The following is a 19,552-nucleotide window of genomic DNA, read 5'->3' on the forward strand; positions in this document are numbered from 1 at the left end:
CCGAGGAGACCCCGCCATGCCGACCGACCCCGCCACCGGAGCCGCCGCCGACCGCCCGCCGATCGCGCGGTACGGCCTGGGCACCGCGGCCGTCGGCCGGCCCGGCTACATCACCCTCGGGCGTGACGGCGACCTGCCCGCCGAACGCACCGTCGAGGCGCTGCGCGACCGCACCCACGCCCTGCTCGACGCCGCCTACGCCGCGGGCGTGCGCTACCTCGACACCGCCCGCTCCTACGGCCGCGCCGAGGAGTTCGTCGCCCAGTGGCTCGCCGAACACCCCGCGGCCGCGGCCGAGGTGACGGTCGGCAGCAAGTGGGGCTACACCTACACGGCCGGCTGGCAGACCACCGGGGTGGCCGCGCACGAGGTCAAGGAGCACTCCACGGCGGTGTTCGACCGCCAGCTCCACGAGACCCGCTCCCTGCTGGGCCCGCACCTGGACGTCTACCTGGTCCACTCCGTCACCCCCGACAGCCCCGCCCTGACCGACACCGCCCTGCACGCCCGCCTGGCCGACCTGGCCGGGCAGGGCGTACGGGTCGGCCTGTCCACCAGCGGCCCGGCCCAGGCGGACACCATCCGCGCCGCCCTGGCCGTCACCGTGGACGGCCGCCCGCTGTTCACCGCCGTCCAGGCCACCTGGAACCTCCTCGAACCCTCCGCCGCCCCCGCCCTGGCCGAAGCCCACGCCGCCGGCTGGCTGGTCGTCGTCAAGGAGGGCATGGCCAACGGCCGCCTCGCCGGGCGCAACGCCACCGGGGACGACACCGCCGCACTGCGCGCCCTCGCCGCCCGCACCGGCGCGCCCCTCGACGCCCTCGCCCTGGCCGCGGCCGCCGCCCAGCCCTGGGCCGACCTCGTCCTGTCCGGCGCGGCGACCGTCGACCAGCTCGCCTCCAACCTCACCGCCGCCACCCTGCACCCCACCCCCGACGACCTGGCCGCCCTCGCCACCCTGGCCGAACCCGCCCCGGAGTACTGGCGCACCCGCGCCGCCCTGCCCTGGTCCTGAACCGCCCCCGCCGCACCGCGGGCCCGAACCCCGCCGCCCGAACTCCCGTGTCAGTGACCGCCCCTACGGTGGCCGCATGACCTCGGACCTGTCCCGTCTCCTGCCCGCCACCCTCCCGCCCGGCCGCCTGGTCGGCGGCGAGGACGGGCCGGAGCCGCTGCTGTGGATCAGCGACGCCCCCGCCCCCGCCGGCCTGTGGCAGCAACTCCACCGCGCCCACCCGCAGTCCGGCCTGTGGCCGCTGCTGCTCGTCCCCCTCGGCGACGGCGCAGACTACCGCCCCTGGCTGTCCGGCGAACTCTTCCCGGCCTCCGCCTCCGACCCCACCCTCTACGACCCCGACGCCCTGCTGCGCCGCTGGTGGCAGCAGCTCGGTGGCACCGACGAGGACGCGCCCGAGGGCCCGCTCGAGGGCCCGCTCGACGCCGAGGAAGCCGCCGAACTCCACGCCGCCCTGGCCCCCTTCGGCCCCGCCTGGCCCGGCACCGCCCCCGCCGCCGCCGTCCCCGACGGAGCCCCCGGCATCGAGGCCCGCGGCCTGGCCGACGTGCTGCTGTCCGTACGGGACGCGCGCCTGGGCCTGGTCGAGGCGGGCAGCGGCGCCGAGGCGCTGGCCGCCTGCGGCTGGAGCGGCCCGCTCAACCACGAGGACGACACCGCCAAGATCGCCGCCGTACTCGCCGACTGGGAACGCCGCTTCGGCGCCCAGGCCGTCCAAGTCGGGTTCGAAACCCTGGAGTTGAGCGTCGCCGTCCCGCCCGCCACGCTCGCCGAGGCCCTCCCGCTGGCCGCCGAGCACACCGCCTTCTGCCCCGACCTCGTCTTCCAGGGCACCGGCACCCTGACCGCCTACGCCGAACGCCTCGTCGCCGCCCACCAGTGGTCGTTCTGGTGGGACTGACCCGGCACCCGTTCCCGCCACCGAGTCCGGATCCACCGGACCAGTACGGGGACTATCCGTTGTGCGCTTCGAGCTCGGTCGTCGGCGCCCGTTGGGTGGCCGCCCACGACGCCAGGAGCGCCAGATTGTCAGCGGTCGGTGTGCCCGCGGGTGCGGTGTAGACGTTGAGGTGCAGGCCGGGTTCGGCGGACAGTCCGAGGGACTCGACGTCCAAGTCGAGCCGGCCCACGATCGGATGGCGCACACGCTTGCGGCCGGACCGGTGCAGCCGCACGTCCTGAGATGCCCACCGCTGCCGGAACAGCTCACTGGACGTCGACAGTTCGCCGACCAGGGCGATCAGCTCCTCGTCGTGCGGATCGCGGCCGGCTTCCATGCGCAGCTTCGCGGCCACGCCACCGGCAATGTGGTCGTAGTCGACAAAGAAATCCCTGGCCGCCTCGGGGTTCAGATAGACGAACCGCGCGGTGTTCGCGGGCCGTCGCGCGTCGGCCAGCACCGGTGAATACAGCGCGCGAGCGAGTTGGTTCGTGGCGAGCACGTCGTAACGGCCGTTACCGATCCAGGCCGGCGCACCGGAGATCGCGTCGAGCACCTGCTGCAGCGTCGAGCGCACCGTCACGGCAGGCCTGCGCCGGCGTGGGCCGCTGGGCGCCGTGGACTGGCGCGCGAGGTGGAACAGGTGGTCGCGCTCGGCCTCGTCGAGTTGCAGGGCGGAGGCCAGCGCGCCGAGCACGCCATCGGAGGCACCGGCGAGCCTGCCGCGCTCCATGCGCACGTAGTAGTCGACCGATACCCCCGCCAGTAGCGCCACCTCCTCGCGGCGCAGACCCTTGACCCGACGGTTGCCGCCGTAAGCGGGCAGGCCCGCCTGCGCGGGTGCGATGCGGGCGCGACGCGAGCTGAGGAACTCCCGGATCTCGGTGCGCAGATCCATCGCGGCCATCCCCTCATCGTAAGCCGGTCCCGCAGTCTAAGGGGTGCCCGATGCGGTCGTCGCGATGCCGCCGTCCACCGGGATGACGGTGCCCGTGAGGTAGGACCCGGCCCGGCTGGCGAGAAACACGGCGACACCCGCCATGTCGTCGTCGCGGCCGATCCGGCGCAGAGGGGCCGCGGCCGCGATCGTGTCGCCGACGGCATCGAGCGTGGACGCCGTCATCCGCGACGGGAACACTCCCGGTGCCACCGCGTTCACCGTGACGTGCTGCGGGCCCAGCTCCCTGGCAAGCACCCTGGTGAGTTGATGGAGTGCCGCTTTGCTGCTGGCGTACGAGTAGTTGGGCGACTGGGCGACGTGGATGGCGGCGATACTGCCGATGTTGATGATCCGCGCGGGATCATCGGCGGTGCCCGCCCTGCGAAGTGCGGGGAGCAGAGCCTGCACCAGCCAGAACGGCGACTTGAGGTTGAGGTCGATCACCGCGTCCCAGGCCTCGTCCGGGAACGTCGCCAGCGGCTCGCGCCACATCGCTCCCGCGTTGTTGACAAGGATGTCCAGGCGTTCCGAGCCGACCTGGACAAGATCGGCGAGGCGCTGACACTCGTCGTGCCTGGACAGGTCGGCGGGGATTGCTCGAACGTCGCCGAATTCGGACAGCAGATGCTGTGCCTCCGCGCACGCGTCTGCCTTGCGCGAGCTGATGACGACGCGGGCGCCCGCCTGGAGAAGGCCGCGCGCTATCATCAGCCCGATTCCCCTGGTGCCACCGGTGACAAGGGCGTACTTCCCACTCAGATCGAAAAGTTCCGCGTGAGTGGTGAATTGGTTGTCCGCCATTGGTCTCCGTCTGTTCTGTCGTGGAAGAATTCGCCGACACGGTCGCGCATTCGGGGCAGCTGAATTGAACCGATGGGGTTGAAGCTGCGGTGTGTGTCCATGGTGACAGGCGTTTTGAACGTCTGGGAGACCCTGGTGATACAGGTACTGTGAGAGCCCCCCTCGCCTGATGCGCTGACCCCGGCACCCGCTCCCACCGCCGAGTTCGGGGCCGTCGGGGGCGTCGAGCCACCGCAGGCCGTGCCCCGCCAGGCTCGCCCACCGTCTGGGCAGAGGTGGCTCAGCGACGGCTCGTCATCCAGAGCGACACCGTCAGGCGCCGCCGCCCCGGCCCGGGTCGGCGACGCCATCGAGGGACTTCAGCTGGCGCCGAATTCGCCGGTGCGGACGGCGGTGACGAAGGTCTGCCAGGCGGCGGAGGGGAAGAGGAGGGCCGGGCCGTGGGGGTCCTTGGAGTCACGGACGGGCATGACGCTCGGGAAGCCGGGCGCGACCTCGACGCACTGACCCCCGTCGGAGCTGTGGGAGGACTTGACCCAGTGGGCAGAGGACAGATCGGGGCGGAAGCTCATGGTGCCAGTTCCTTCCGGATGCTCTGATCACGGCCAGGGACTCGGCCCTGGGCGGCGCGTCTACCTGAAGACGATCGTATCTCCTGCGCCACGTCACGACAGTGGCCCGATCGCGTTCGAGGAAACCCCGGTGCAGTGTCTCGGTGTACCCGAACTGGGCGTTGTCCCCGACGGTCAGCAGCGTGACGGCCGAGCGGAACGACCGGTGGACCCCCATGGTGAAGGGGACGACCTGCACCAGGACGTTCGGCAGTCCTTCCGCCAGGTCTTCGAGCCGCTGGAGCTGTTCCGCCATGACGGCGGGGCCACCGAGTCGCCACCGAAGAGCACTCTCGTCGAGGGCGACGAAGACCAGGGGCGAGGGTGTGCGTTCCAGGAACTTCTGCCGGGCCATGTCGGATTCGACACCCTGGAGTTGAGCGTCGCCGTCCCGCCCGTCACGCTTGCCGAGGCCCTTCCGCTGGCCGCCGAGCACACCGCCTTCTGCCCCGACCTCGTCTTCCAGGGCGCCGGCACTCTGGCCGCCTACGCCGAACGCCTCGTCGCCTCCCACCAGTGGTCGTTCTGGTGGGACTGACCCGGCACCCGTTCCCGCTGCCGAGTTCGGGGCCGACGAACCCCGTCGGCCTGCAAACGTCAGGCGACGTCAGCTGGTGCCGAATTCGCCGGTGCGGACGGCGGTGACGAACGCCTGCCAGGCGGCGGAGGGGAAGAGGAGGACCGGGCCGTCGGGGTCCTTGGAATCGCGGACGGGCTGCACATCGGTGAAGCCGTTGGCGACCTCCACGCACGTGCCGCCGCTACCGCTGTATGAGCTCTTCCTCCAGCCGGTGTCAGTCAGGTCGACATCCATTCAAAGTCCCTCCGTACCGCGCGGATCATGGCCACCGAGTCGGCCTGGCTCATGGCTTCGACTACGAGCCGATCGTAGTCGTCGGCCAGCGCAGCAATCGTCTCAGTATCTCGATCGATGTAGCCTCGCTGCTCGATCTCGCCGTAAGAGAGCATTTTGCGTCCTGGCATGGTAAGGAGGTGCACCAGGCGCGTGAACGGCCTGTCCTCGCCTAGCGAGTACGGGGCCACCTGGATGATGATGTTGGGCTGCTTGGCGAGATGTTCGAGGTGGATCAGCTGCTCGATCATGGTGTCGCGGCCGCCAATGGGCCGCCTGAGGCAGCTCTCGTCCATCACCGCGTGCAGAAGTGGTGGCGAAGTGCGGGCGTGGATGTTTTGTCGGGCGAGCAGGAATTCGATTCGCTCCTGGGCCTGTTCTGGTGTGACGGTTCCTCGTCGGAGATTGCCCTGCTCCCAAGCGGTTGCGTATGCCCGGGTCTGTAGCAGTCCTGGAATCACGTTGATTTCGAAGAGCTTGATCTTCTCTGCGCGGGCCTCGTAGTTCGCGTACTCGGGGAAGCCCGGCACCAAAGCTGTGTGGCGGAGCTGCCAGTACATCAGCAGCAGGGTCCCGCCCGTCTGCAGGATCTCATCGGCCTTGGTAGCAAACTTCTCACTCGGCGGGCGCTGCGCAAGTTCGACGAACGAGACGTAGGACGGGTGGACACCGATCCTGCGCGCGAGCTGTTCCTGCTTGAGGCCCATCGCCATGCGTGACCTGCGGAGTTGGATCCCGAAGGCGGCCCACGGGGATGACTTCGGGTCAATTTCCTTGATGTTCACCATGGCTGCTCCAACTCTCAGTGCTACCGAGGTCAAGTCGTCTACCGCTTCCGATGCTAGGTGATGTCGGGCCACCATGTGTACGGAACGTGAAACGCTGATTGCGGAAGGTTATTTCCATGGCCGATACCCAAGTTCCCCGCCTCCATGGCTACGGCGTGCGCTGGGACACCGGGGCCCGCCTCTACCGGGTCCGCAACGAGGTCACCCGGGAGTGGCTGCGTCAACCGGACGGTGAGCTCGGCGGGTTCGGCTCCTTCTCCGAGGCCTGGAGTGCCTGGCGCGTCTTCGAGGTCCACAAGCGGCCGGGGGAGTGAGCGTGTCCTCGATGCTCTCCCGCGTGACCGCCGACCAGCGGCGCCAGGCGGCCGACGTCCTGGACGACCTGACGGCCGTCCTCGCCCTGAGTGGCGTCACGTTGCCGTCCATCGAGGTGGATTGGGAGCACGGCCGCAGGACCGGCTGCTACCTGATCAGCCTGGGCTGCGCCCGCCCGTTCGAACTCCTGCGGGTCGTGGACCTGTTGCGCAAGGGCCTGCGCTACGAGCGCCTGACGCGTGACGGCTGAACTCCTGGTCCGCCTGTTGTGGTGGGCGGGCTTCTCCCTCGTACTCCTCGCCGCCCTCAGGAAGTGAACCGCCCGATGCAAGACCCCCGCCTGCTCGCCAAGCCGCCCGTGTGCCGGCTCGGCTGCCTCGTCCTCGTGCGCAACCCGCGCGGCGACGTCCTGCTCGTCGACCCGGACTACATGGACGGCCTCCTCCTCCCCGGCGGCGCCGCCCAGCCCAACGAGCCCCCCAACCTCGCCGCCGCCCGCCACCTCCACGCCGAGACCGGGCTCAACCTGCGTCTCGCCGACGTCCTGGCCGTCGACTTCACCCCGGCCGATCGCCACCTGGAGCGCCTCAACCTGGTCTTCGACGGCGGCACCGTGCGCGACGACGTCCGCCTCACCGTCCCGCCGCAGCACCGCAGCGGCCTGTTCGGCGCCCGCTTCGTCCCCGTCCGCCGGCTCCCCGACGTCATGGCGCCCTCCCAGGCCGCCCGCGTCAGCGAGGCGTTGGCGGGCCGCGCGCTGCCCGTCCTCCTCCACGGACAGCGCGCGACCTGATCGGCACCGCCGGGTTGGGGTCGGCGCCCACATCGGCCCAGTCGGTGACGCGTTGGGCGCTTCGGCAGCGAGAAGGGGCGGGCGCCAGGCGCCCGCCCCTTCTCGTTCAGCTGCGGTCAGCTCCAGGGGTTGGCCGGCTGGTCGGTGATGGCGGTCCAGAAGCGGGTGCCGGCGGGCAGGGTGCCGTTGGCCCACAGGCCCCAGCCGTTGGCGTCGTGGAACTCGGCCATCCGGAAGCCGGTGCCGAAGTAGCCGGCGCAGAGCTGGTCGGCGGCGGCCCGGCTGGTGAGCTGGCTGCCGGAGGTGGGGATGGTGGCCTTCACCTCGCCGCCGGCCCAGCTGTGGTAGCCGCTGGTGGGCACGCCGGCGGGGGCGGGGCGGCCGTCCTGCTTGAGGCACAGCACGGGCAGCTGCGCGGTGGCGGGGGTGTCGCCGCTGTACGCGTTGCTGCTGTTGTCGTTGCCGACGTGCACGACGTTGTCGGCGCGCTGCTCAAGGGCGGCCCAGGTCATGCCGTTGTGGGTGGCGACGCCGCCGAACAGGGCCTCGTAGGTGTTGCGGGCGATGTCCCACTCCTGGTACCCGCCGTAGTTGCAGTCGAACATGTAGAGCCGCCAGCCGCCGCCGATCCGGTGCTCGGTGTTGTCCAGGCACTGGGAGGTGGAGATGTTCTGCAGCCGTATCCCGAGCAGGCCGTAGCGCGGCGTGCTGTCGGCCGCGGTCCACGGCGTGACCCGCCACATCTGCGAGGTGTCGTTGGCGTAGCACTGGACGCCGGAGGGGGTGCTGTCGGCGGTCAGGCAGGAGCGCTGGTCGGCGGCGTTGTTGACGGTGTAGACGCTCGGCAGGCCCGGGACGGGCTTGAACACCCACTGGCCCGGGTTGTCGGACGGCGCGCAGGGGTGCAGACCCTGTCCGCCCCATATCGCGCCGTTGGGACAGCGCTCGGACTTCTGGTTGAACAGGACCGTCGAGGGGGTGTCGGCCGAGGCCGAGCCGCCCGGGACCAGCACCAGGCCGGTCAGGGCGAGCGCGATGCCGAGGACGATACGCCGGACTAGCGAACGCACAGTGCTCTCCAAGGAGGGGAGACGACGAGGGGCGGCGGCCGGTCCGGAGGGCCCCCGGGCCACCCGGTCCGTCCGCCGCGGTCAGCTTGTCAGCGCGCGATCAATCGCCGGTATCCCAGTTTCCTGGGGGTCGTTCGACACCCGACTGGTCAGGGGCGCGGCCAGGGGCGCCCGTCGAGGTGCTCGATGTCGGTGTTGAAGCGGCGCAGGTAGGCGGCGAAGGTGGTGACGTCCTGGGCGGACCAGCCGGCCATCACCCGGTCCAGGGCCTCCACGTGGGCCTCGCGCTCCTCGTCGAGGCGGCGGTCGCCCTCGTCGGTGAGGCGGAACTTGCGGGCCATCCCGCCGTCGGGGTCGGCGATCCGCTCGACCAGGCCGGCCCGGGTCATGGCGGCGGTCTGCCGGTTGAGGGTGGAGGCGTCGAGGTTGAAGGCCTCGCTCAGCTCGCCGATGGACATCGGGCCCTGGATGCGGATGCGGCTGAGCAGGATGTACGCGCTGCGCTCCAGGGTGCTGCCGCGCGGGCGGGCGGCGGACTGGCTCAGGTAGTGGTGGCGGCCGAGCACCATGTACTCGAACTCGACCAGGTCCGTACGTTCGCCCATGCCGTCGTCCTTCGCCCTTCACCCTCATCGCCGCACCGCTGACCTGCGGGTTTCGCGGGCCTTGTCCAGTATGGCAAAGGGGTGTGACGGCGGGACCCGGCCATGTAGTGTGCTCGATGCACATAATATGCACGATACACATTCCGTTTCCGAGGAGCCCGCCATGGACGGCCCCCAGCCCGGCGGCACGACCGCCCCCACCGCCGGCACCGCCCCGACCGCCGGCACCACCCCCACCACCGGCATCGTCGCCACCCTCGCCTTCACCGGCACCGTGGCCGCGATCATGCAGACCCTGGTCACCCCGCTGATCGGCGAACTGCCCCGACTGCTGCACACCGCGCCGTCCAACGCCTCCTGGGCGATCACCGCGACCCTGCTCGCCGGCGCCGTCTTCGTCCCGATCAGCGGACGCCTGGGCGACCTGCTGGGCAAACGCCGCATGCTCCTGGCCTGCTGCGTACCGCTGTTCATCGGATCGGTCCTGTGCGCCCTCGCCTCCGCGGCCGTACCGATGATCATCGGCCGCGGCCTCCAGGGCATGGGCATGGGCGTCGTCCCGCTCGGCATCAGCCTGCTGCGCGAAGTCCTGCCGCCCGAACGCCTCGGCTCCGCCATCGCCCTGGTCAGCGCCTCGATGGGGATCGGCGGCGGCCTCGGCCTGCCGATCGCCGCCGCCGTCGCCCAGTACGCCAGCTGGCGGGCCCTGTTCTGGGGCGCCGCCGCCCTCACCCTCGTCGTCGCCGCGATGATCCGCTTCCTCGTCCCCGCCCCCGCCCGGCGCCCCGCCGGCGGCCGCTTCGACCCCGTCGGCGCGGCCGGCCTGGGCGCCGGACTGGTCTGCCTCCTGCTGCCCGTCTCCAAGGGCGCCGACTGGGGCTGGACCGACCCCCTCACCCTCGGCCTGTTCGCCGCCGCCGCCGTCCTGCTCCTCGCCTGGGGCCGGTGGGAACTGCGCTGCCCCGAACCGCTGGTGGACCTGCGGGTCACGGCCCGCCCCCGGGTCCTGCTGACCAACGCCGCATCCGTCCTGGTCGGCTTCGGCATGTACGCGCAGGCGCTGATCATCCCCCAGCTGCTCCAACTCCCCGAGGCCACCGGCTACGGCCTGGGCCGGTCGATGCTGGCCATGGGCCTGTGGATGGCGCCCTCCGGCCTGATGATGATGGCCGTCTCACCACTGGGCGCACGCCTGTCGGCCGCGCGCGGCCCCAAGTTCACCCTGGTCGCCGGCTCCCTCGCGATCGCCGCCGGATACGGACTCTCGATGGTGCTCATCGGCTCCACCTGGGGCGTCCTGGTCGTGACACTGGTGTGCAACAGCGGCGTCGGCCTGGCCTACGGCGCGATGCCCGCACTGATCATGAGCGCCGTGCCGCTGTCCGAGACGGCGTCCGCGAACAGCTTCAACACCTTGATGCGCTCGCTCGGCACCTCCGTCTCCGCCGCCGTGGTCGGCGTGGTCCTCGCCCAGCTGACCACCACCCTCGGCGGCCACACCCTGCCCTCGGAGAGCGGCTTCAGGGTCGGCCTGCTGATCGGCTGCGGCGTGGCCCTGGCCGCCGCCGCGGTCGCCGCCACCATCCCCGCCCCGCCCGCCGGGGCTGCACCCGCCACTACCCACCCGGCACCCGCCGCCAAGGACACCGCCACGACCTGACCACCCAACCCGCCACGACCTGACCACCCGCCACGACCTGACCACCCGCCAGCCCGCCCCCGGCACCCGCCGGGGGCAGCCGCGCTACGTACCCCCTACCGATCCGCGACGGATTCGCCCCCACCACCCCCACCCGTACCGTCGGAGACCACGGACACCGGACCAACCCCCAGGAGAACAGCGATGACCGCCTACGCGATGGCCCAGGTCCACTCGGTCGAGTTCGGCCCCGACATCGTCGAGTACCTCCAGCGCATCGACGCCACCCTGGACCCCTTCGACGGCCGCTTCCTCATCCACGGCGACCGGATCGAGACCGTCGAAGGCACCTGGGGACAGGACCTCATCCTCATCGAGTTCCCCGACCACCAACGCCTGCGCGCCTGGTACGACTCGCCCGCCTACCAGGAGATCCTCCCGCTGCGCACCCGCCACATGGCCGCCGACGTGGTCTTCGCCCGGGGCGTGCCCGCCGGCTACCGCGGCGCCGACGCCCTCAAGCACTGACCGGCCCGGGGGCTCAACGCCCCTGCGCCCGCTCGCGCCACCACCGCACCGTCGCCTCCACCTGCTCCTCCGGCGCGGTCGCGCGCACCGCGAAGGCGGCCTCGTAGGCGGAGGAGTCCACCACGAACGGGCGGTCGAACTGGTAACGGACCTCGCGCAGTTCACGCAGCAGCGGGGAGAACAGCCCCGCCGCGCCCAGCAGCGCCTGCGGGAGCCGGCGCACCGCGACCGGTCCGACGCCCGCCTGCGCGGCCAGCCGCTCCACCATCGCGCGCACCGGCAGCGCGGGGGCCGTCGGCACGTGCCAGGCCCGCCCCCAGGCCCGCTCCTCGCCCGCGACCTCGGCCAACGCCCGCGCCACGTCCGGCAGGTACGTCCAGCTGTGCGGCGCGTCCGGGTCGCCGAGCACCGCGATGTTCCGGCCCTTCAGCAGGCCCGGCATCACCCGCGAGGCCAGGTGCCCGCCGTCCGTCACCCCGGGGCCGAAGAAGTCCGAGGCCCGCACCTCGACCGCCCGGATCCGCCCGGCCCCGTGCAGCGCCCGCGCCTGCTCCCACGCCGCCGCCCGCACCCGCCCCTTGGGACCGGCCGCGGCCAGCGGCAGGTCCTCGGTCATCGGGCCGCGCACCGGCCCGTAGCCGTAGAGGTTGCCGAGCATGACCAGCACCGCCCCGGTGGCCTCGGCCGCCGCGCACAGCGAGGAGGCCAGCGCCGGCCACCGCGCCGCCCACTGCGGCAGCGGCGGCGCCGCGCAGCCGTAGATCGCCGCTGCGCCGCGTGCGGCCTCCGCCAGCCGCGCGCGATCGCCCGCGTCCAGCGCCACGTGCTCGATGCCGGGCACCGGGGCCCCGCCCCGCGCGGGGCTCCCCGTCCTGGTGACGACCCGTACGGCGTGCCCCTGCCCGGCCAGCAGGCGGGCGGTGGCGGCCCCGGCGGGCCCGTATCCGACAACCACGTGGAAGCTCATCCGCCCCACCCTAGGGTCTGGGGCTGCGGGTGCCGCGGGTGCTGCGAGGGTGCGGTGCGGGCGACGGCAAATACTTGGTATGGCAACCGTAAAAGACGATCTATGCTGGCGGGCGTTCACAATCTCTCCGCACAACGCAAGGTACTGAATGAAGCTGCCCCGGGTGTCCGCCGTCGTCGCGGCCGCCGTCCTGGCCCCCACCGTCCTCTTCCCGTCGATGGCCTCCGCCGCCGACAACCCCCAGCCGGCCGGTGTCTCCGGACCTGACACCGCGTCCAAGGGTGCCGAGGACCAGGGGACGGGCCAGGAGGAGCACGACCGCGCCGAGGTGCGGCGCATCCTCGCCGACAAGGAGAGCGGCCCGGGCGTGCGCGAGGCTGCCCAGAAGGCGCTGAACGGCACCGCCGCCGACCTGCGGCACTTCCTGGACGTCGAGCTCCACGACCAGCGCGTGATCGACAACCGGGTGAAGGCCTACCAGGTCCTCGCCGTTGGTGGGCCGGCCGTCAAGAAGGCCGCCACGGCCGCCCTGCGGGGCGGCACCGCCGAGGACGTCGCGAAGTTCCTCAAGGAGGGCCAGTTCACGGCCCGTGCCGAGGACGAGGACCGCGCCAAGGTGCAGGGCATCCTCGACGACAAGGAGACCGGCCCGGCTGTGCACGCGGCGGGGGAGAAGGCCCTCGCGGGCACCGCCGCCGACGTGCGGCACTTCCTGGACGTCGAGCTCGGCGAGCGGCGTCAGACCGACAACCGGCTGAAGGTCGCCCGGATCTTCGACGGCGCCGGGCCGGCACTGAAGAAGGCCGCCGGGAAGGCGATATCCGGCAGCAACGAGGAAATCCTGGCCTTCCTCAAGGAGGGCCAGTTCATCGCCCGCGCCGAGGACGAGGACCGCGCCAAGGTGCAGGGCATCCTCGACGACAAGGAGACCGGCCCGGGCGTGCGCGAGGCGGGGGAGAAGGCCCTCGCGGGTACCGCCGCCGACGTGCGGCACTTCCTGGAGGTCGAGCTCCGCAAGCAGCGGGCCGACGACAACCGGGTGAAGCTCGCCCAGATCATGGCGGTCGGCGGGCGGGCCGTGTGCGAGGCCGCCAGCCGGGCGCTGGACGGCGGTACCGACGAGGACGTCGTGAAGTTCTTGAAGGAAGGCCAGTTCACGGCCCGTGCCGAGGACGAGGCCCGTGCGAAGGTGCAGGGCATCCTGGACGACAAGGAGACCGGCCCGGGCGTGCGCGAGGCGGGGGAGAAGGCCCTCGCGGGCACCGCCGCCGACGTGCGGCACTTCCTGGACGTCGAGCTTCCCAAGCAGCGGGCCGACGACAACCGGGTGAAGCTCGCCCAGATCATGGCGGCCGGTGGGCGGGCCGTGCGCGAGGCCGCCAGCCGGGCGCTGGACGGCGGCACCGACGAGGACGTCGTGAAGTTCCTGAAGGAGGGCCAGTTCACGGCCCGTGCCGAGGACGAGGCCGCCGCGAACAAGCCGGCCCCGCAGCCGGCCCGGCCCGCCGAGCAGCCGCAGACCGCCACCGGCGCCCAGTCGGCCGTCCAGCCCGCCGCCCTGACCACCACGACGGGCACGACCACGGGCACGACCGCGGCGGGCACCACCGCCGGGACGGCCACGGCCACCACGGGCACCACCACGGTCACCACCCGCCCCGGCCAGCTCGCCGCCACCGGCACCGAGGGCCTCGGCTGGGAGGCCGGCGGCGCCGCCGCCGCCCTGGCCGCGGGTGCTGCGCTCGTCGTCGCCTCCCGCCGCCGCTCCACCGAGAGCTGACGCCCCCGAGCGTCCCCGGCCGCCCACGCGTCCGGGGACGCCCGGACGTCCGGGGACGCACGTTCAGCCGCGGGGGCTGCGCTCGGCGATCGCCCGGGCGAGGTCCGCGTGCCAGCGGGCCGCATTGCTGCCGTCCAGCTGGCCCGCGAAGGCGCGCCGCGCGGCCTGCACCAGCTCGGCCGAAGCGTGCGGGTACGCCTCCCAGGCCGCCCAGAGCGCGTTCTCGGTGTCCTCGTCCAGGCCCGTGCAGGTGAGCGGTCCGGTCCCGGACAGGGTCTGGGCCAGCACCGCCTCGAAGACCCGCCGCAGCCGCTCGTCGTCGTCGCGCCCGCGGGCGGGGCGCTCAGCCACCATCGCCGCCGCCACCACCGCCGCCGCCATCGCCATCGTCGCCGCTGTCACCGCCGCTCAGGCTCCGGTTCCGGCGCCGGCTGCGCGAGGAGCGGCGCAGCAGGGACCCCGAGGCGAGCGTCACGGACGCCACGGCGCGCACCCAGCGGGGGCCGCCGCGTTCGGCCCACACCACGCACACGCACCCGCCGACCACGATCACCAGGACACCGACCAGCACGGTACCGACCACGTCTCACCCCTCTCCCGTCCATCCCGTTTCCGGGCCGATCCTCTCAAGCCGAGCCCCCCGCCCGCGCCCCCGACCCGCCCGAAACCGGGCCGATCCGCCATACAAGTGGACACCAGGCCTGTCCTACAGGGAAGTTGGCGCCGCGCGGGATCCGCTCGACCCGCGCCCCGACCCACCCCCCTGACCTGCGCCCCGCCCCTGCGCCGAGTGCGGTGGCGAGCCCGCCGTGTGCCAGGATGCCGACACCGATCCCCTCGACCGGAGACCTTTCTTGACGATTCGCCGCACCACCGCCCTGGCCGCCGCCGCGACCGTGCTCTCCCTCACCGCGCTGACGGGCTGCAACGACGACGCCGCCCCCTCGGCGGCCCAGACCCCCGCCGCCCCGCCGTCCGCTCCGGCATCGGCATCGGCCCCGGCGTCCGCCCCGGCGTCGGCGTCGGCATCGGCATCGGCCCCGGCGTCCGCACCTGCCTCGGCCCCGGCCGAGGCGCCCGCCGGCGGGGTGATCGACCCCGAGCAGGCCCTCGCCCAGGCCGCCCGCACGCCCTACGCGGCCTCCCAGGACTTCCGCACCGAGGGCGGCCCGCTGGTCGCGACCACCACCGGCCGGATCAACCTCAACGGCAAGGTACGCACCGGCCGCCTCACCGAGTCCCTCGGCGCCGGCGGCGATTCGGCGGGCGACCCGGTCGTCGTCACCGAGGACGCGGCGTACATCAAGTCCGGCAGCGGCTGGCGCAAGTCCCCCCTCGCCGACCGGATCGCCGACTACCACGGCTACGCGAAGGCCCTGCTGGCGCTCGGCCCCGCCGCCCGCAAGGGCATGGAGGAGCAGAACGGCGCGCCCGCCTTCCACCTGTCCGGCACGCTCGGCGTGGAGCAGATGCGCGCCGTGGACGCCGAGCGCTACCTCAACCTCAAGCGCATGGGGGTGGCGTCCTTCCAGCTCGACCAGTGGATCGACGCCCAGGGCCGCACCGTGCGCTTCGACCAGCGCGTCGAGATCAGGGGCACCCCGACGCGCACCTACGGCACCTTCCGCGACTTCGGCCCCGTCGAGCCGGTCCCCGCCCCCAACTGACCACCCGAGCAAAGGAGTCCGCCATGGCCAAGGGCCTGTTCGCGACCCTGCACACCACCCTGGGCCCGATCCGGCTGGAGCTGTTCCAGTTCCACGCGCCGAAGACGGTCCGCAACTTCGTCGAACTCGCCGAGGGCACCCGGGAGTACACCGACCCGCGCACCGGCGGGCCCGGCAGCGGCCCGTACTACGACGGCACGCTCTTCCACCGCGTGGTGGCCGGCTTCATGGTCCAGGGCGGCGACCCCACCGGCAGCGGCACCGGCGGCCCGGGCTACGCCTTCGCCGACGAGTTCCACCCCGAACTGCACTTCACCAGGCCCTACCTGCTCGCCATGGCCAATTCCGGCCCGGGCACCAACGGCTCGCAGTTCTTCATCACCGTCGGCACGCCCGCCCACCTGAACCGTCGGCACACCATCTTCGGCCAGGTCGCCGACGCCGACTCCCGGGCCGTCGTCGACGCCCTCGCGGCCGTCCCCACGGACGGCGAGCGCCCCGTGGAGGACGTCGTGATCACCGAGGTCACCGTCGAGCGGCTCTGACGCCTGCCCCGGCAGTCCGGCAGTCCGGCAGTCCGGTAGTCCGGCAGTACGGTAGTCCGGCAGCCCTGCGCCCGTCGTCCGGCGGTGTCACAGCCAGCCGCGGTCGTCGGCGGTGCGCAGGGCCTCGGTGCGGTTGCGGCTGGCGGTCTTGGCGATGGCGGAGGAGAAGTAGTTGCGCACCGTGCCCTCCGAGAGGTAGAGCTTGCCGGCGATCTCGGCGACGCCGGCCCCGGAGCGGGAGGCGTTCAGCACGTCGCGTTCCCGGGCGGTGAGCGGGGAGGCGCCGGCCGCCAGGGTGGCCGCGGCCAGTTCCGGGTCCACCACGCGTTCGCCCGCCGCGACCCGGCGGATGGCGTCGGCGAGCACTTCGGCCGGCGCGTCCTTGACGACGAAGCCGACCGCGCCCGCTTCCATCGCCCGGCGCAGGTAGCCGGCGCGTCCGAAGGTGGTGAGGATGACGACCCGGCAGTCGGGCACCTGCTGGGCCAGGACGGCGGCGGCGGCCAGGCCGTCGAGGCCGGGCATCTCGATGTCCAGGAGGGCCACGTGGGGCCGGTGTTCGCGGGCCGCGTCGACGACGTGGTCGCCGCGTCCGACGGCGGCGACCACCTCGAAGTCGTCCTCCAGGTCGAGCAGGGCGCACAGCGCGGTGCGGACCAGTTCCTGGTCCTCGGCGAGCAGCAGGCGGATCGTCATGTCGTCCCTTTCCGGGCGGGGGCGCGCCCGTGGCGGGCGCTCGGCGGGACGGTGACCAGCAGCCGCCACCCGCGCGGGCTCAGCGGGCCGGCTTCGACGGTACCGCCGGCCGCCGCGACCCGTTCCCGCAGCCCTCTCAGGCCCTTCCCGACCCCGCTGCCCTTCCCGACCCCGCTGCCCTCGCCGGTCCCGCCGGTTCTGCCGTCCGCGCCCGTCCCGTCGTCGCGGATCTCCACGGAGGAGCCGGTGACGGTGACGGTGCAGCGGTCGGCCCGGGCGTGCCGGACCACGTTGGTCAGGCCCTCGCGCACCACCCAGCCGAACAGTTCCCCGTCCCGCGTGGCGACGGGGTCGGTGGACGTCGGCAGGTCGGCTACCACCCCGGCGGCGCGCAGCAGTTCGCGTCCGCGCGCGAGTTCGCCGGCCAGCGTGACGTCGCGGTAGCCGGTGACCGCGGCCCGGACGTCGGCCAGCGCCTGCCGGGACAGCGACTCCACCGCGGCCATCTCCGCCAGCGACTGGTCGGGGTCCTTGGCGGCGAGGCGCTGGGCCAGGCGGGACTTGACGGTGATCGCGGTGAGCGAGTGCCCGAGCAGGTCGTGCAGGTCGCGCGCGATCCGGTTGCGTTCGGCCTCCGAGGCCAGCCGCGCCACCTCGGCCCGGGCGGCCACCAGGGCCTGGTTGGTGGTGGCGATCTCCGCGAACGCCCCCGTGGTGAGCACGGTGAACAGCAGGGCCAGCGCCTGGAAGGTGCCGGGCCCGGCGTGCCAGGCGGGCACCGCCCACGGCACCAGCAGGGCGGCCAGGGTGGCGGTGACGGTCACCAGGGTGGCGTGGCGGCGCCGCAGCACGGCGACGAAGGAGACGACGACGATGGCGAGGTAGAACGCGTTCTCGTGGGCGAACGGCAGCGCGGCCAGGAACAGCGCGCTCATCACCGCCAGCAGCAGGAACACCTGTCGCCGCCGGCGGTGGATCATCGCGGTGGCGGTGAGGACGAAGCAGAGGCAGAACGCGCCGACGACCGCGTACCCGGCGACCAGGGCCGCCCCGGACACGTTGCCGCTCACGGCGACGGCGGTCAGGCACGGGTAGACCAGCATCCCGGCGCTCAGCATGATCCGCCGCCAGCCCTGCACCCACCGTTGCGGGGCGCGCTCCCCTGTGGCGCGCTCCGCGGCGGCGTGCCCGGGGAGGGTCGCCTGCGTGTCCTCGTCCACCCTCGCCCGCCTCACGTCGCGTCGGATCGCGCGAACAGGGTACGCAGGTGGCGTCCGTTGATCACGGCGGCCACCCCCGCCAGCACCAGCCCGCACAGGGCCTGCTCGGCCTTCATCCAGAACGGGAAGGCCCCCGGTACGCAGATGATCACGACGATCGCGGCGATCATGACGGCCGAGATGATCCGCAGCCGCCGGTACGCCGCGTGCGATCCGCGGGCGGCCCGGGTGGTGAACAGGTACGTGACCACGGCGCTGGCCACGACGAGGGTGCCGCGGATCCACACGGCCGGGTTCACCAGGTCGGGGTGGTTGCGCAGGACGTAGGCGGCCGCCAGGGTGACGACGCTCAGGCCCAGGTAGGCGAACACCAGTCGCCTGACGGTGCGGAAGGCCCGAACGGTGTCGGGGTGGTTCACGTCGGTGGAGGTCATGCCCCCATGCTGTCCGCGCCGCGCCCCCGCCCGGCAGTGTGCTGCCGCACCGGCCGACCGTGACAATTGTCAGCAGGTCAGGGCAGGTCAGGGTTGGGGGGAGGGCCGGGGAAGGGCCGGGGGAAAACGGGGCCGCCGCCCGGCGGGGCCGGGCGGCGGCTGGCTGTCGGTCGTGCGGTGGGGCTCAGGTGCAGCTGGTGAAGGTGGGGCTGGTGTTGGCGATGTAGAGGGTGGCGCCGCCGCTGGGGTCGGAGGTGAGCGGGACGGTGACGGTGTCCTCGGCGGTCCACGGGAAGCCGCGGGCGTCGAACGTCCAGTTGCCGGTGACCTTGCGGGCGAGTTCGGCCAGCGTCACCCAGCCGTACTGCTGGGGCGGGACGTTGACGGTGACGGCGTTGTTGACGGTGGTCGAGCCCTGCCAGACGTTGCTGTAGTTGACGGCGGTCTTGACCGCGGTGGTGAAGACGCCGCCGGGCGCGCCGCCGGAGATCTCCGCCCCGATCTCCCCGCCGAGGGTGCTGGACCAGCCGGTCATGTTGGTGACCGCGAAGTTCTGCTGGGCGGCGCTGCTGGTGTTGTTGAACCAGATCGAGGAGACGCAGATCTTGGGCAGCGGCGCCGCGGGGGCCTCGCTCTTGACGGCCCAGGAGCAGGAGGAGACGTCCTTCTGGCACTGCTTGGCGGCGTGGTCGACGGCGAGGCTGCGGGCGGCCTGCGGGAAGCCGGTGGACCACTGCTGGTTGGCGGTGCCGTTGCAGGTGTACTGGTCGGTCCAGGCGTCGTCGTACTGGGCGCCGAGCAGCAGGTCCAGGCAGGTGTTGTCGCCCAGGTGGCGGATCATGAACGCGTCGGCGGCCCCGGCGACCGGCTGCAGGAACCACCGCTGGCTGGCCTGCCCGGCGCAGGTCTGCTGGCGCAGGGCCGGGGTGAAGAAGGCCAGGTCGATGCACTTGCCGGTGTCGTTGTTGACGATGGTGAAGGAGAAGTCGGAGGGGTCGACGCTCAGCCGCCAGGACTGGTGGTAGCCGGGCGCCGAGTTGGTGACGATGTAGGCGCCGTCGCCCATGGTGCCGTTCTGGACGTCGAGTTGGCGCCCGTTGCTGAGGGACTTGATGGTCAGACACTGCTGCGGGGAGGCGCAGGCGGCGGCCGGCGCCGTGGCGGCGTGGGCCCGCGCGGTCGCGAACGGGGAGGCGGTGAAGCCCAGGGCGGCGCAACAGGCCACCAGGACGGCCGCTATCAGGCGCAGCCAGGGAGCCGTTCGGCTCGGGGTCGTGGCGGAAAGCACGGGGGTCGGGTCCTTTCGTCGGGAACGGGGAGAGGGAGAGGGGGGAGAGGGGAGAGG

At 72.7% G+C, this 19,552-nt stretch carries 25 protein-coding genes and 1 pseudogene; 11 read left to right on the forward strand and 15 right to left on the reverse strand.

What is annotated here, in order from left to right:
* Positions 1 to 16: 16 nt before the first annotated feature.
* Together AC07AL_RS20260 and AC07AL_RS20265 are read left to right on the forward strand one after the other, a co-directional pair.
* On the forward strand, positions 17 to 1,015 hold the full coding sequence (locus AC07AL_RS20260; protein WP_363630953.1) for an aldo/keto reductase: 999 nt from the start codon (positions 17 to 19) through the stop codon (positions 1,013 to 1,015).
* 76 nt (positions 1,016 to 1,091) lie between these two features.
* Positions 1,092 to 1,916 carry a DUF4253 domain-containing protein gene (locus AC07AL_RS20265; protein WP_478317873.1) on the forward strand — a complete coding sequence of 275 codons (825 nt, stop codon included), beginning with the start codon at positions 1,092 to 1,094 and terminating at the stop codon, positions 1,914 to 1,916.
* A 52-nt stretch (positions 1,917 to 1,968) separates the two neighbouring features.
* Here AC07AL_RS20265 and AC07AL_RS20270 read toward each other — a convergent pair whose 3' ends face one another.
* The 4 genes and pseudogenes from AC07AL_RS20270 to AC07AL_RS20285 form a co-directional block, all read right to left on the reverse strand.
* Positions 1,969 to 2,862, reverse strand: coding sequence for a helix-turn-helix transcriptional regulator (locus AC07AL_RS20270; RefSeq protein WP_478317874.1), 894 nt, complete (start codon positions 2,860 to 2,862; stop codon positions 1,969 to 1,971).
* Positions 2,863 to 2,889: 27 nt separating this feature from the next.
* Entirely contained in the window at positions 2,890 to 3,696 is an 807-nt protein-coding gene (locus AC07AL_RS20275) for an SDR family oxidoreductase (protein WP_363586804.1), read from the reverse strand.
* A 359-nt stretch (positions 3,697 to 4,055) separates the two neighbouring features.
* A complete protein-coding gene (locus AC07AL_RS20280; protein ID WP_363586805.1) occupies positions 4,056 to 4,268 on the reverse strand; it encodes a DUF397 domain-containing protein in 213 nt (70 codons plus the stop codon).
* A gap of 82 nt (positions 4,269 to 4,350) precedes the next feature.
* A pseudogene (locus AC07AL_RS20285) lies at positions 4,351 to 4,662 on the reverse strand (Scr1 family TA system antitoxin-like transcriptional regulator); the annotation flags it as partial.
* On the opposite strand from AC07AL_RS20285, the gene AC07AL_RS20290 reads away from it, so the two are divergent.
* Positions 4,651 to 4,845 carry a DUF4253 domain-containing protein gene (locus AC07AL_RS20290; protein WP_363586839.1) on the forward strand — a complete coding sequence of 65 codons (195 nt, stop codon included), beginning with the start codon at positions 4,651 to 4,653 and terminating at the stop codon, positions 4,843 to 4,845. The pseudogene AC07AL_RS20285 and the gene AC07AL_RS20290 sit on opposite strands and share 12 nt — an antisense overlap.
* A 69-nt stretch (positions 4,846 to 4,914) precedes the next feature.
* Here the strand turns inward: AC07AL_RS20290 and AC07AL_RS20295 are convergent, their stop codons facing one another.
* Complete coding sequence (locus AC07AL_RS20295; protein WP_363586806.1) at positions 4,915 to 5,121, reverse strand: DUF397 domain-containing protein; 207 nt, start codon at positions 5,119 to 5,121, stop codon at positions 4,915 to 4,917.
* Positions 5,106 to 5,948, reverse strand: coding sequence for a helix-turn-helix domain-containing protein (locus AC07AL_RS20300; RefSeq protein ID WP_363586807.1), 843 nt, complete (start codon positions 5,946 to 5,948; stop codon positions 5,106 to 5,108). Before AC07AL_RS20300 ends, AC07AL_RS20295 begins: the two co-directional genes overlap by 16 nt.
* Positions 5,949 to 6,064: 116 nt before the next feature.
* On the opposite strand from AC07AL_RS20300, the gene AC07AL_RS20305 reads away from it, so the two are divergent.
* The 3 genes from AC07AL_RS20305 to AC07AL_RS20315 all read left to right on the forward strand — a co-directional run bounded on the left by AC07AL_RS20305 (position 6,065) and on the right by AC07AL_RS20315 (position 7,056).
* Positions 6,065 to 6,262, forward strand: a complete 198-nt coding sequence (locus AC07AL_RS20305) for a hypothetical protein (protein ID WP_363630959.1) — start codon at positions 6,065 to 6,067, stop codon at positions 6,260 to 6,262.
* Positions 6,263 to 6,273: 11 nt separating this feature from the next.
* Complete coding sequence (locus tag AC07AL_RS20310) at positions 6,274 to 6,513, forward strand: hypothetical protein (RefSeq protein WP_363586809.1); 240 nt, start codon at positions 6,274 to 6,276, stop codon at positions 6,511 to 6,513.
* Positions 6,514 to 6,588: 75 nt separating this feature from the next.
* Positions 6,589 to 7,056, forward strand: a complete 468-nt coding sequence (locus tag AC07AL_RS20315) for an NUDIX domain-containing protein (RefSeq protein WP_363586810.1) — start codon at positions 6,589 to 6,591, stop codon at positions 7,054 to 7,056.
* Positions 7,057 to 7,172: 116 nt separating this feature from the next.
* Here the strand turns inward: AC07AL_RS20315 and AC07AL_RS20320 are convergent, their stop codons facing one another.
* Both AC07AL_RS20320 and AC07AL_RS20325 read right to left on the reverse strand, forming a co-directional pair.
* Positions 7,173 to 8,126 (reverse strand): hypothetical protein, encoded by a 954-nt coding sequence (locus tag AC07AL_RS20320; protein ID WP_400986856.1) that lies wholly within the window; start codon positions 8,124 to 8,126, stop codon positions 7,173 to 7,175.
* A gap of 149 nt (positions 8,127 to 8,275) precedes the next feature.
* Positions 8,276 to 8,731, reverse strand: coding sequence for a MarR family winged helix-turn-helix transcriptional regulator (locus tag AC07AL_RS20325; RefSeq protein ID WP_363586814.1), 456 nt, complete (start codon positions 8,729 to 8,731; stop codon positions 8,276 to 8,278).
* A gap of 163 nt (positions 8,732 to 8,894) precedes the next feature.
* Between AC07AL_RS20325 and AC07AL_RS20330 the strand changes: the two genes are divergently transcribed.
* Positions 8,895 to 10,391, forward strand: a complete 1,497-nt coding sequence (locus AC07AL_RS20330; protein WP_363586815.1) for an MFS transporter — start codon at positions 8,895 to 8,897, stop codon at positions 10,389 to 10,391.
* A gap of 183 nt (positions 10,392 to 10,574) precedes the next feature.
* Positions 10,575 to 10,898, forward strand: coding sequence for a DUF1330 domain-containing protein (locus tag AC07AL_RS20335; RefSeq protein WP_363586816.1), 324 nt, complete (start codon positions 10,575 to 10,577; stop codon positions 10,896 to 10,898).
* A 13-nt stretch (positions 10,899 to 10,911) separates the two neighbouring features.
* On the opposite strand, the gene AC07AL_RS20340 is transcribed toward AC07AL_RS20335, so the two are convergent.
* On the reverse strand, positions 10,912 to 11,865 hold the full coding sequence (locus AC07AL_RS20340) for an NAD-dependent epimerase/dehydratase family protein (RefSeq protein ID WP_478317875.1): 954 nt from the start codon (positions 11,863 to 11,865) through the stop codon (positions 10,912 to 10,914).
* 148 nt (positions 11,866 to 12,013) lie between these two features.
* Here AC07AL_RS20340 and AC07AL_RS20345 point away from each other — a divergent pair, with 148 nt between their 5' ends.
* The gene (locus AC07AL_RS20345) at positions 12,014 to 13,645 is read left to right on the forward strand and encodes an ALF repeat-containing protein (protein ID WP_478317876.1); all 1,632 of its coding nucleotides are present in this window, start codon (positions 12,014 to 12,016) and stop codon (positions 13,643 to 13,645) included.
* A 63-nt stretch (positions 13,646 to 13,708) separates the two neighbouring features.
* On the opposite strand, the gene AC07AL_RS20350 is transcribed toward AC07AL_RS20345, so the two are convergent.
* Positions 13,709 to 14,047 (reverse strand): hypothetical protein, encoded by a 339-nt coding sequence (locus AC07AL_RS20350; RefSeq protein WP_478317877.1) that lies wholly within the window; start codon positions 14,045 to 14,047, stop codon positions 13,709 to 13,711.
* Positions 13,989 to 14,228: a hypothetical protein gene (locus tag AC07AL_RS20355; protein WP_478317878.1), complete on the reverse strand. Its 240-nt coding sequence runs from the start codon at positions 14,226 to 14,228 to the stop codon at positions 13,989 to 13,991. The genes AC07AL_RS20350 and AC07AL_RS20355 overlap by 59 nt, the downstream gene beginning before the upstream one ends.
* A gap of 271 nt (positions 14,229 to 14,499) precedes the next feature.
* Here AC07AL_RS20355 and AC07AL_RS20360 point away from each other — a divergent pair, with 271 nt between their 5' ends.
* On the forward strand, positions 14,500 to 15,312 hold the full coding sequence (locus AC07AL_RS20360) for a hypothetical protein (RefSeq protein ID WP_402449942.1): 813 nt from the start codon (positions 14,500 to 14,502) through the stop codon (positions 15,310 to 15,312).
* A 23-nt stretch (positions 15,313 to 15,335) separates the two neighbouring features.
* A complete protein-coding gene (locus tag AC07AL_RS20365) occupies positions 15,336 to 15,857 on the forward strand; it encodes a peptidylprolyl isomerase (protein WP_363586821.1) in 522 nt (173 codons plus the stop codon).
* A gap of 87 nt (positions 15,858 to 15,944) precedes the next feature.
* Here the strand turns inward: AC07AL_RS20365 and AC07AL_RS20370 are convergent, their stop codons facing one another.
* The 4 genes from AC07AL_RS20370 to AC07AL_RS20385 form a co-directional block, all read right to left on the reverse strand.
* Positions 15,945 to 16,553: a response regulator transcription factor gene (locus AC07AL_RS20370; RefSeq protein WP_478317879.1), complete on the reverse strand. Its 609-nt coding sequence runs from the start codon at positions 16,551 to 16,553 to the stop codon at positions 15,945 to 15,947.
* Positions 16,550 to 17,773 (reverse strand): sensor histidine kinase, encoded by a 1,224-nt coding sequence (locus tag AC07AL_RS20375; RefSeq protein ID WP_363586823.1) that lies wholly within the window; start codon positions 17,771 to 17,773, stop codon positions 16,550 to 16,552. The genes AC07AL_RS20370 and AC07AL_RS20375 overlap by 4 nt, the downstream gene beginning before the upstream one ends.
* An 11-nt stretch (positions 17,774 to 17,784) precedes the next feature.
* Positions 17,785 to 18,207: a hypothetical protein gene (locus AC07AL_RS20380; RefSeq protein ID WP_478317880.1), complete on the reverse strand. Its 423-nt coding sequence runs from the start codon at positions 18,205 to 18,207 to the stop codon at positions 17,785 to 17,787.
* A 184-nt stretch (positions 18,208 to 18,391) separates the two neighbouring features.
* Positions 18,392 to 19,495 carry an RICIN domain-containing protein gene (locus AC07AL_RS20385; RefSeq protein WP_363630973.1) on the reverse strand — a complete coding sequence of 368 codons (1,104 nt, stop codon included), beginning with the start codon at positions 19,493 to 19,495 and terminating at the stop codon, positions 18,392 to 18,394.
* Positions 19,496 to 19,552 lie beyond the last annotated feature (57 nt).

The sequence above is a fragment of the Kitasatospora sp. NPDC043949 genome (genome assembly GCF_056435365.1).

What these genes read in the sequence shown, in the direction of transcription:
- AC07AL_RS20330 (WP_363586815.1), top strand. Translation starts at nt 8,895, where the DNA reads ATGGACGGCCCCCAGCCCGGCGGCACGACCGCCCCCACCGCCGGCACC.
- AC07AL_RS20370 (WP_478317879.1), bottom strand. Translation starts at nt 16,553, where the DNA reads ATGACGATCCGCCTGCTGCTCGCCGAGGACCAGGAACTGGTCCGCACC.
- AC07AL_RS20325 (WP_363586814.1), bottom strand. Translation starts at nt 8,731, where the DNA reads ATGGGCGAACGTACGGACCTGGTCGAGTTCGAGTACATGGTGCTCGGC.
- AC07AL_RS20270 (WP_478317874.1), bottom strand. Translation starts at nt 2,862, where the DNA reads ATGGCCGCGATGGATCTGCGCACCGAGATCCGGGAGTTCCTCAGCTCG.
- AC07AL_RS20365 (WP_363586821.1), top strand. Translation starts at nt 15,336, where the DNA reads ATGGCCAAGGGCCTGTTCGCGACCCTGCACACCACCCTGGGCCCGATC.
- AC07AL_RS20305 (WP_363630959.1), top strand. Translation starts at nt 6,065, where the DNA reads ATGGCCGATACCCAAGTTCCCCGCCTCCATGGCTACGGCGTGCGCTGG.
- AC07AL_RS20345 (WP_478317876.1), top strand. Translation starts at nt 12,014, where the DNA reads ATGAAGCTGCCCCGGGTGTCCGCCGTCGTCGCGGCCGCCGTCCTGGCC.
- AC07AL_RS20340 (WP_478317875.1), bottom strand. Translation starts at nt 11,865, where the DNA reads ATGAGCTTCCACGTGGTTGTCGGATACGGGCCCGCCGGGGCCGCCACC.
- AC07AL_RS20380 (WP_478317880.1), bottom strand. Translation starts at nt 18,207, where the DNA reads ATGACCTCCACCGACGTGAACCACCCCGACACCGTTCGGGCCTTCCGC.
- AC07AL_RS20310 (WP_363586809.1), top strand. Translation starts at nt 6,274, where the DNA reads ATGCTCTCCCGCGTGACCGCCGACCAGCGGCGCCAGGCGGCCGACGTC.
- AC07AL_RS20335 (WP_363586816.1), top strand. Translation starts at nt 10,575, where the DNA reads ATGACCGCCTACGCGATGGCCCAGGTCCACTCGGTCGAGTTCGGCCCC.
- AC07AL_RS20260 (WP_363630953.1), top strand. Translation starts at nt 17, where the DNA reads ATGCCGACCGACCCCGCCACCGGAGCCGCCGCCGACCGCCCGCCGATC.
- AC07AL_RS20315 (WP_363586810.1), top strand. Translation starts at nt 6,589, where the DNA reads ATGCAAGACCCCCGCCTGCTCGCCAAGCCGCCCGTGTGCCGGCTCGGC.
- AC07AL_RS20265 (WP_478317873.1), top strand. Translation starts at nt 1,092, where the DNA reads ATGACCTCGGACCTGTCCCGTCTCCTGCCCGCCACCCTCCCGCCCGGC.
- AC07AL_RS20280 (WP_363586805.1), bottom strand. Translation starts at nt 4,268, where the DNA reads ATGAGCTTCCGCCCCGATCTGTCCTCTGCCCACTGGGTCAAGTCCTCC.
- AC07AL_RS20295 (WP_363586806.1), bottom strand. Translation starts at nt 5,121, where the DNA reads ATGGATGTCGACCTGACTGACACCGGCTGGAGGAAGAGCTCATACAGC.
- AC07AL_RS20275 (WP_363586804.1), bottom strand. Translation starts at nt 3,696, where the DNA reads ATGGCGGACAACCAATTCACCACTCACGCGGAACTTTTCGATCTGAGT.
- AC07AL_RS20300 (WP_363586807.1), bottom strand. Translation starts at nt 5,948, where the DNA reads ATGGTGAACATCAAGGAAATTGACCCGAAGTCATCCCCGTGGGCCGCC.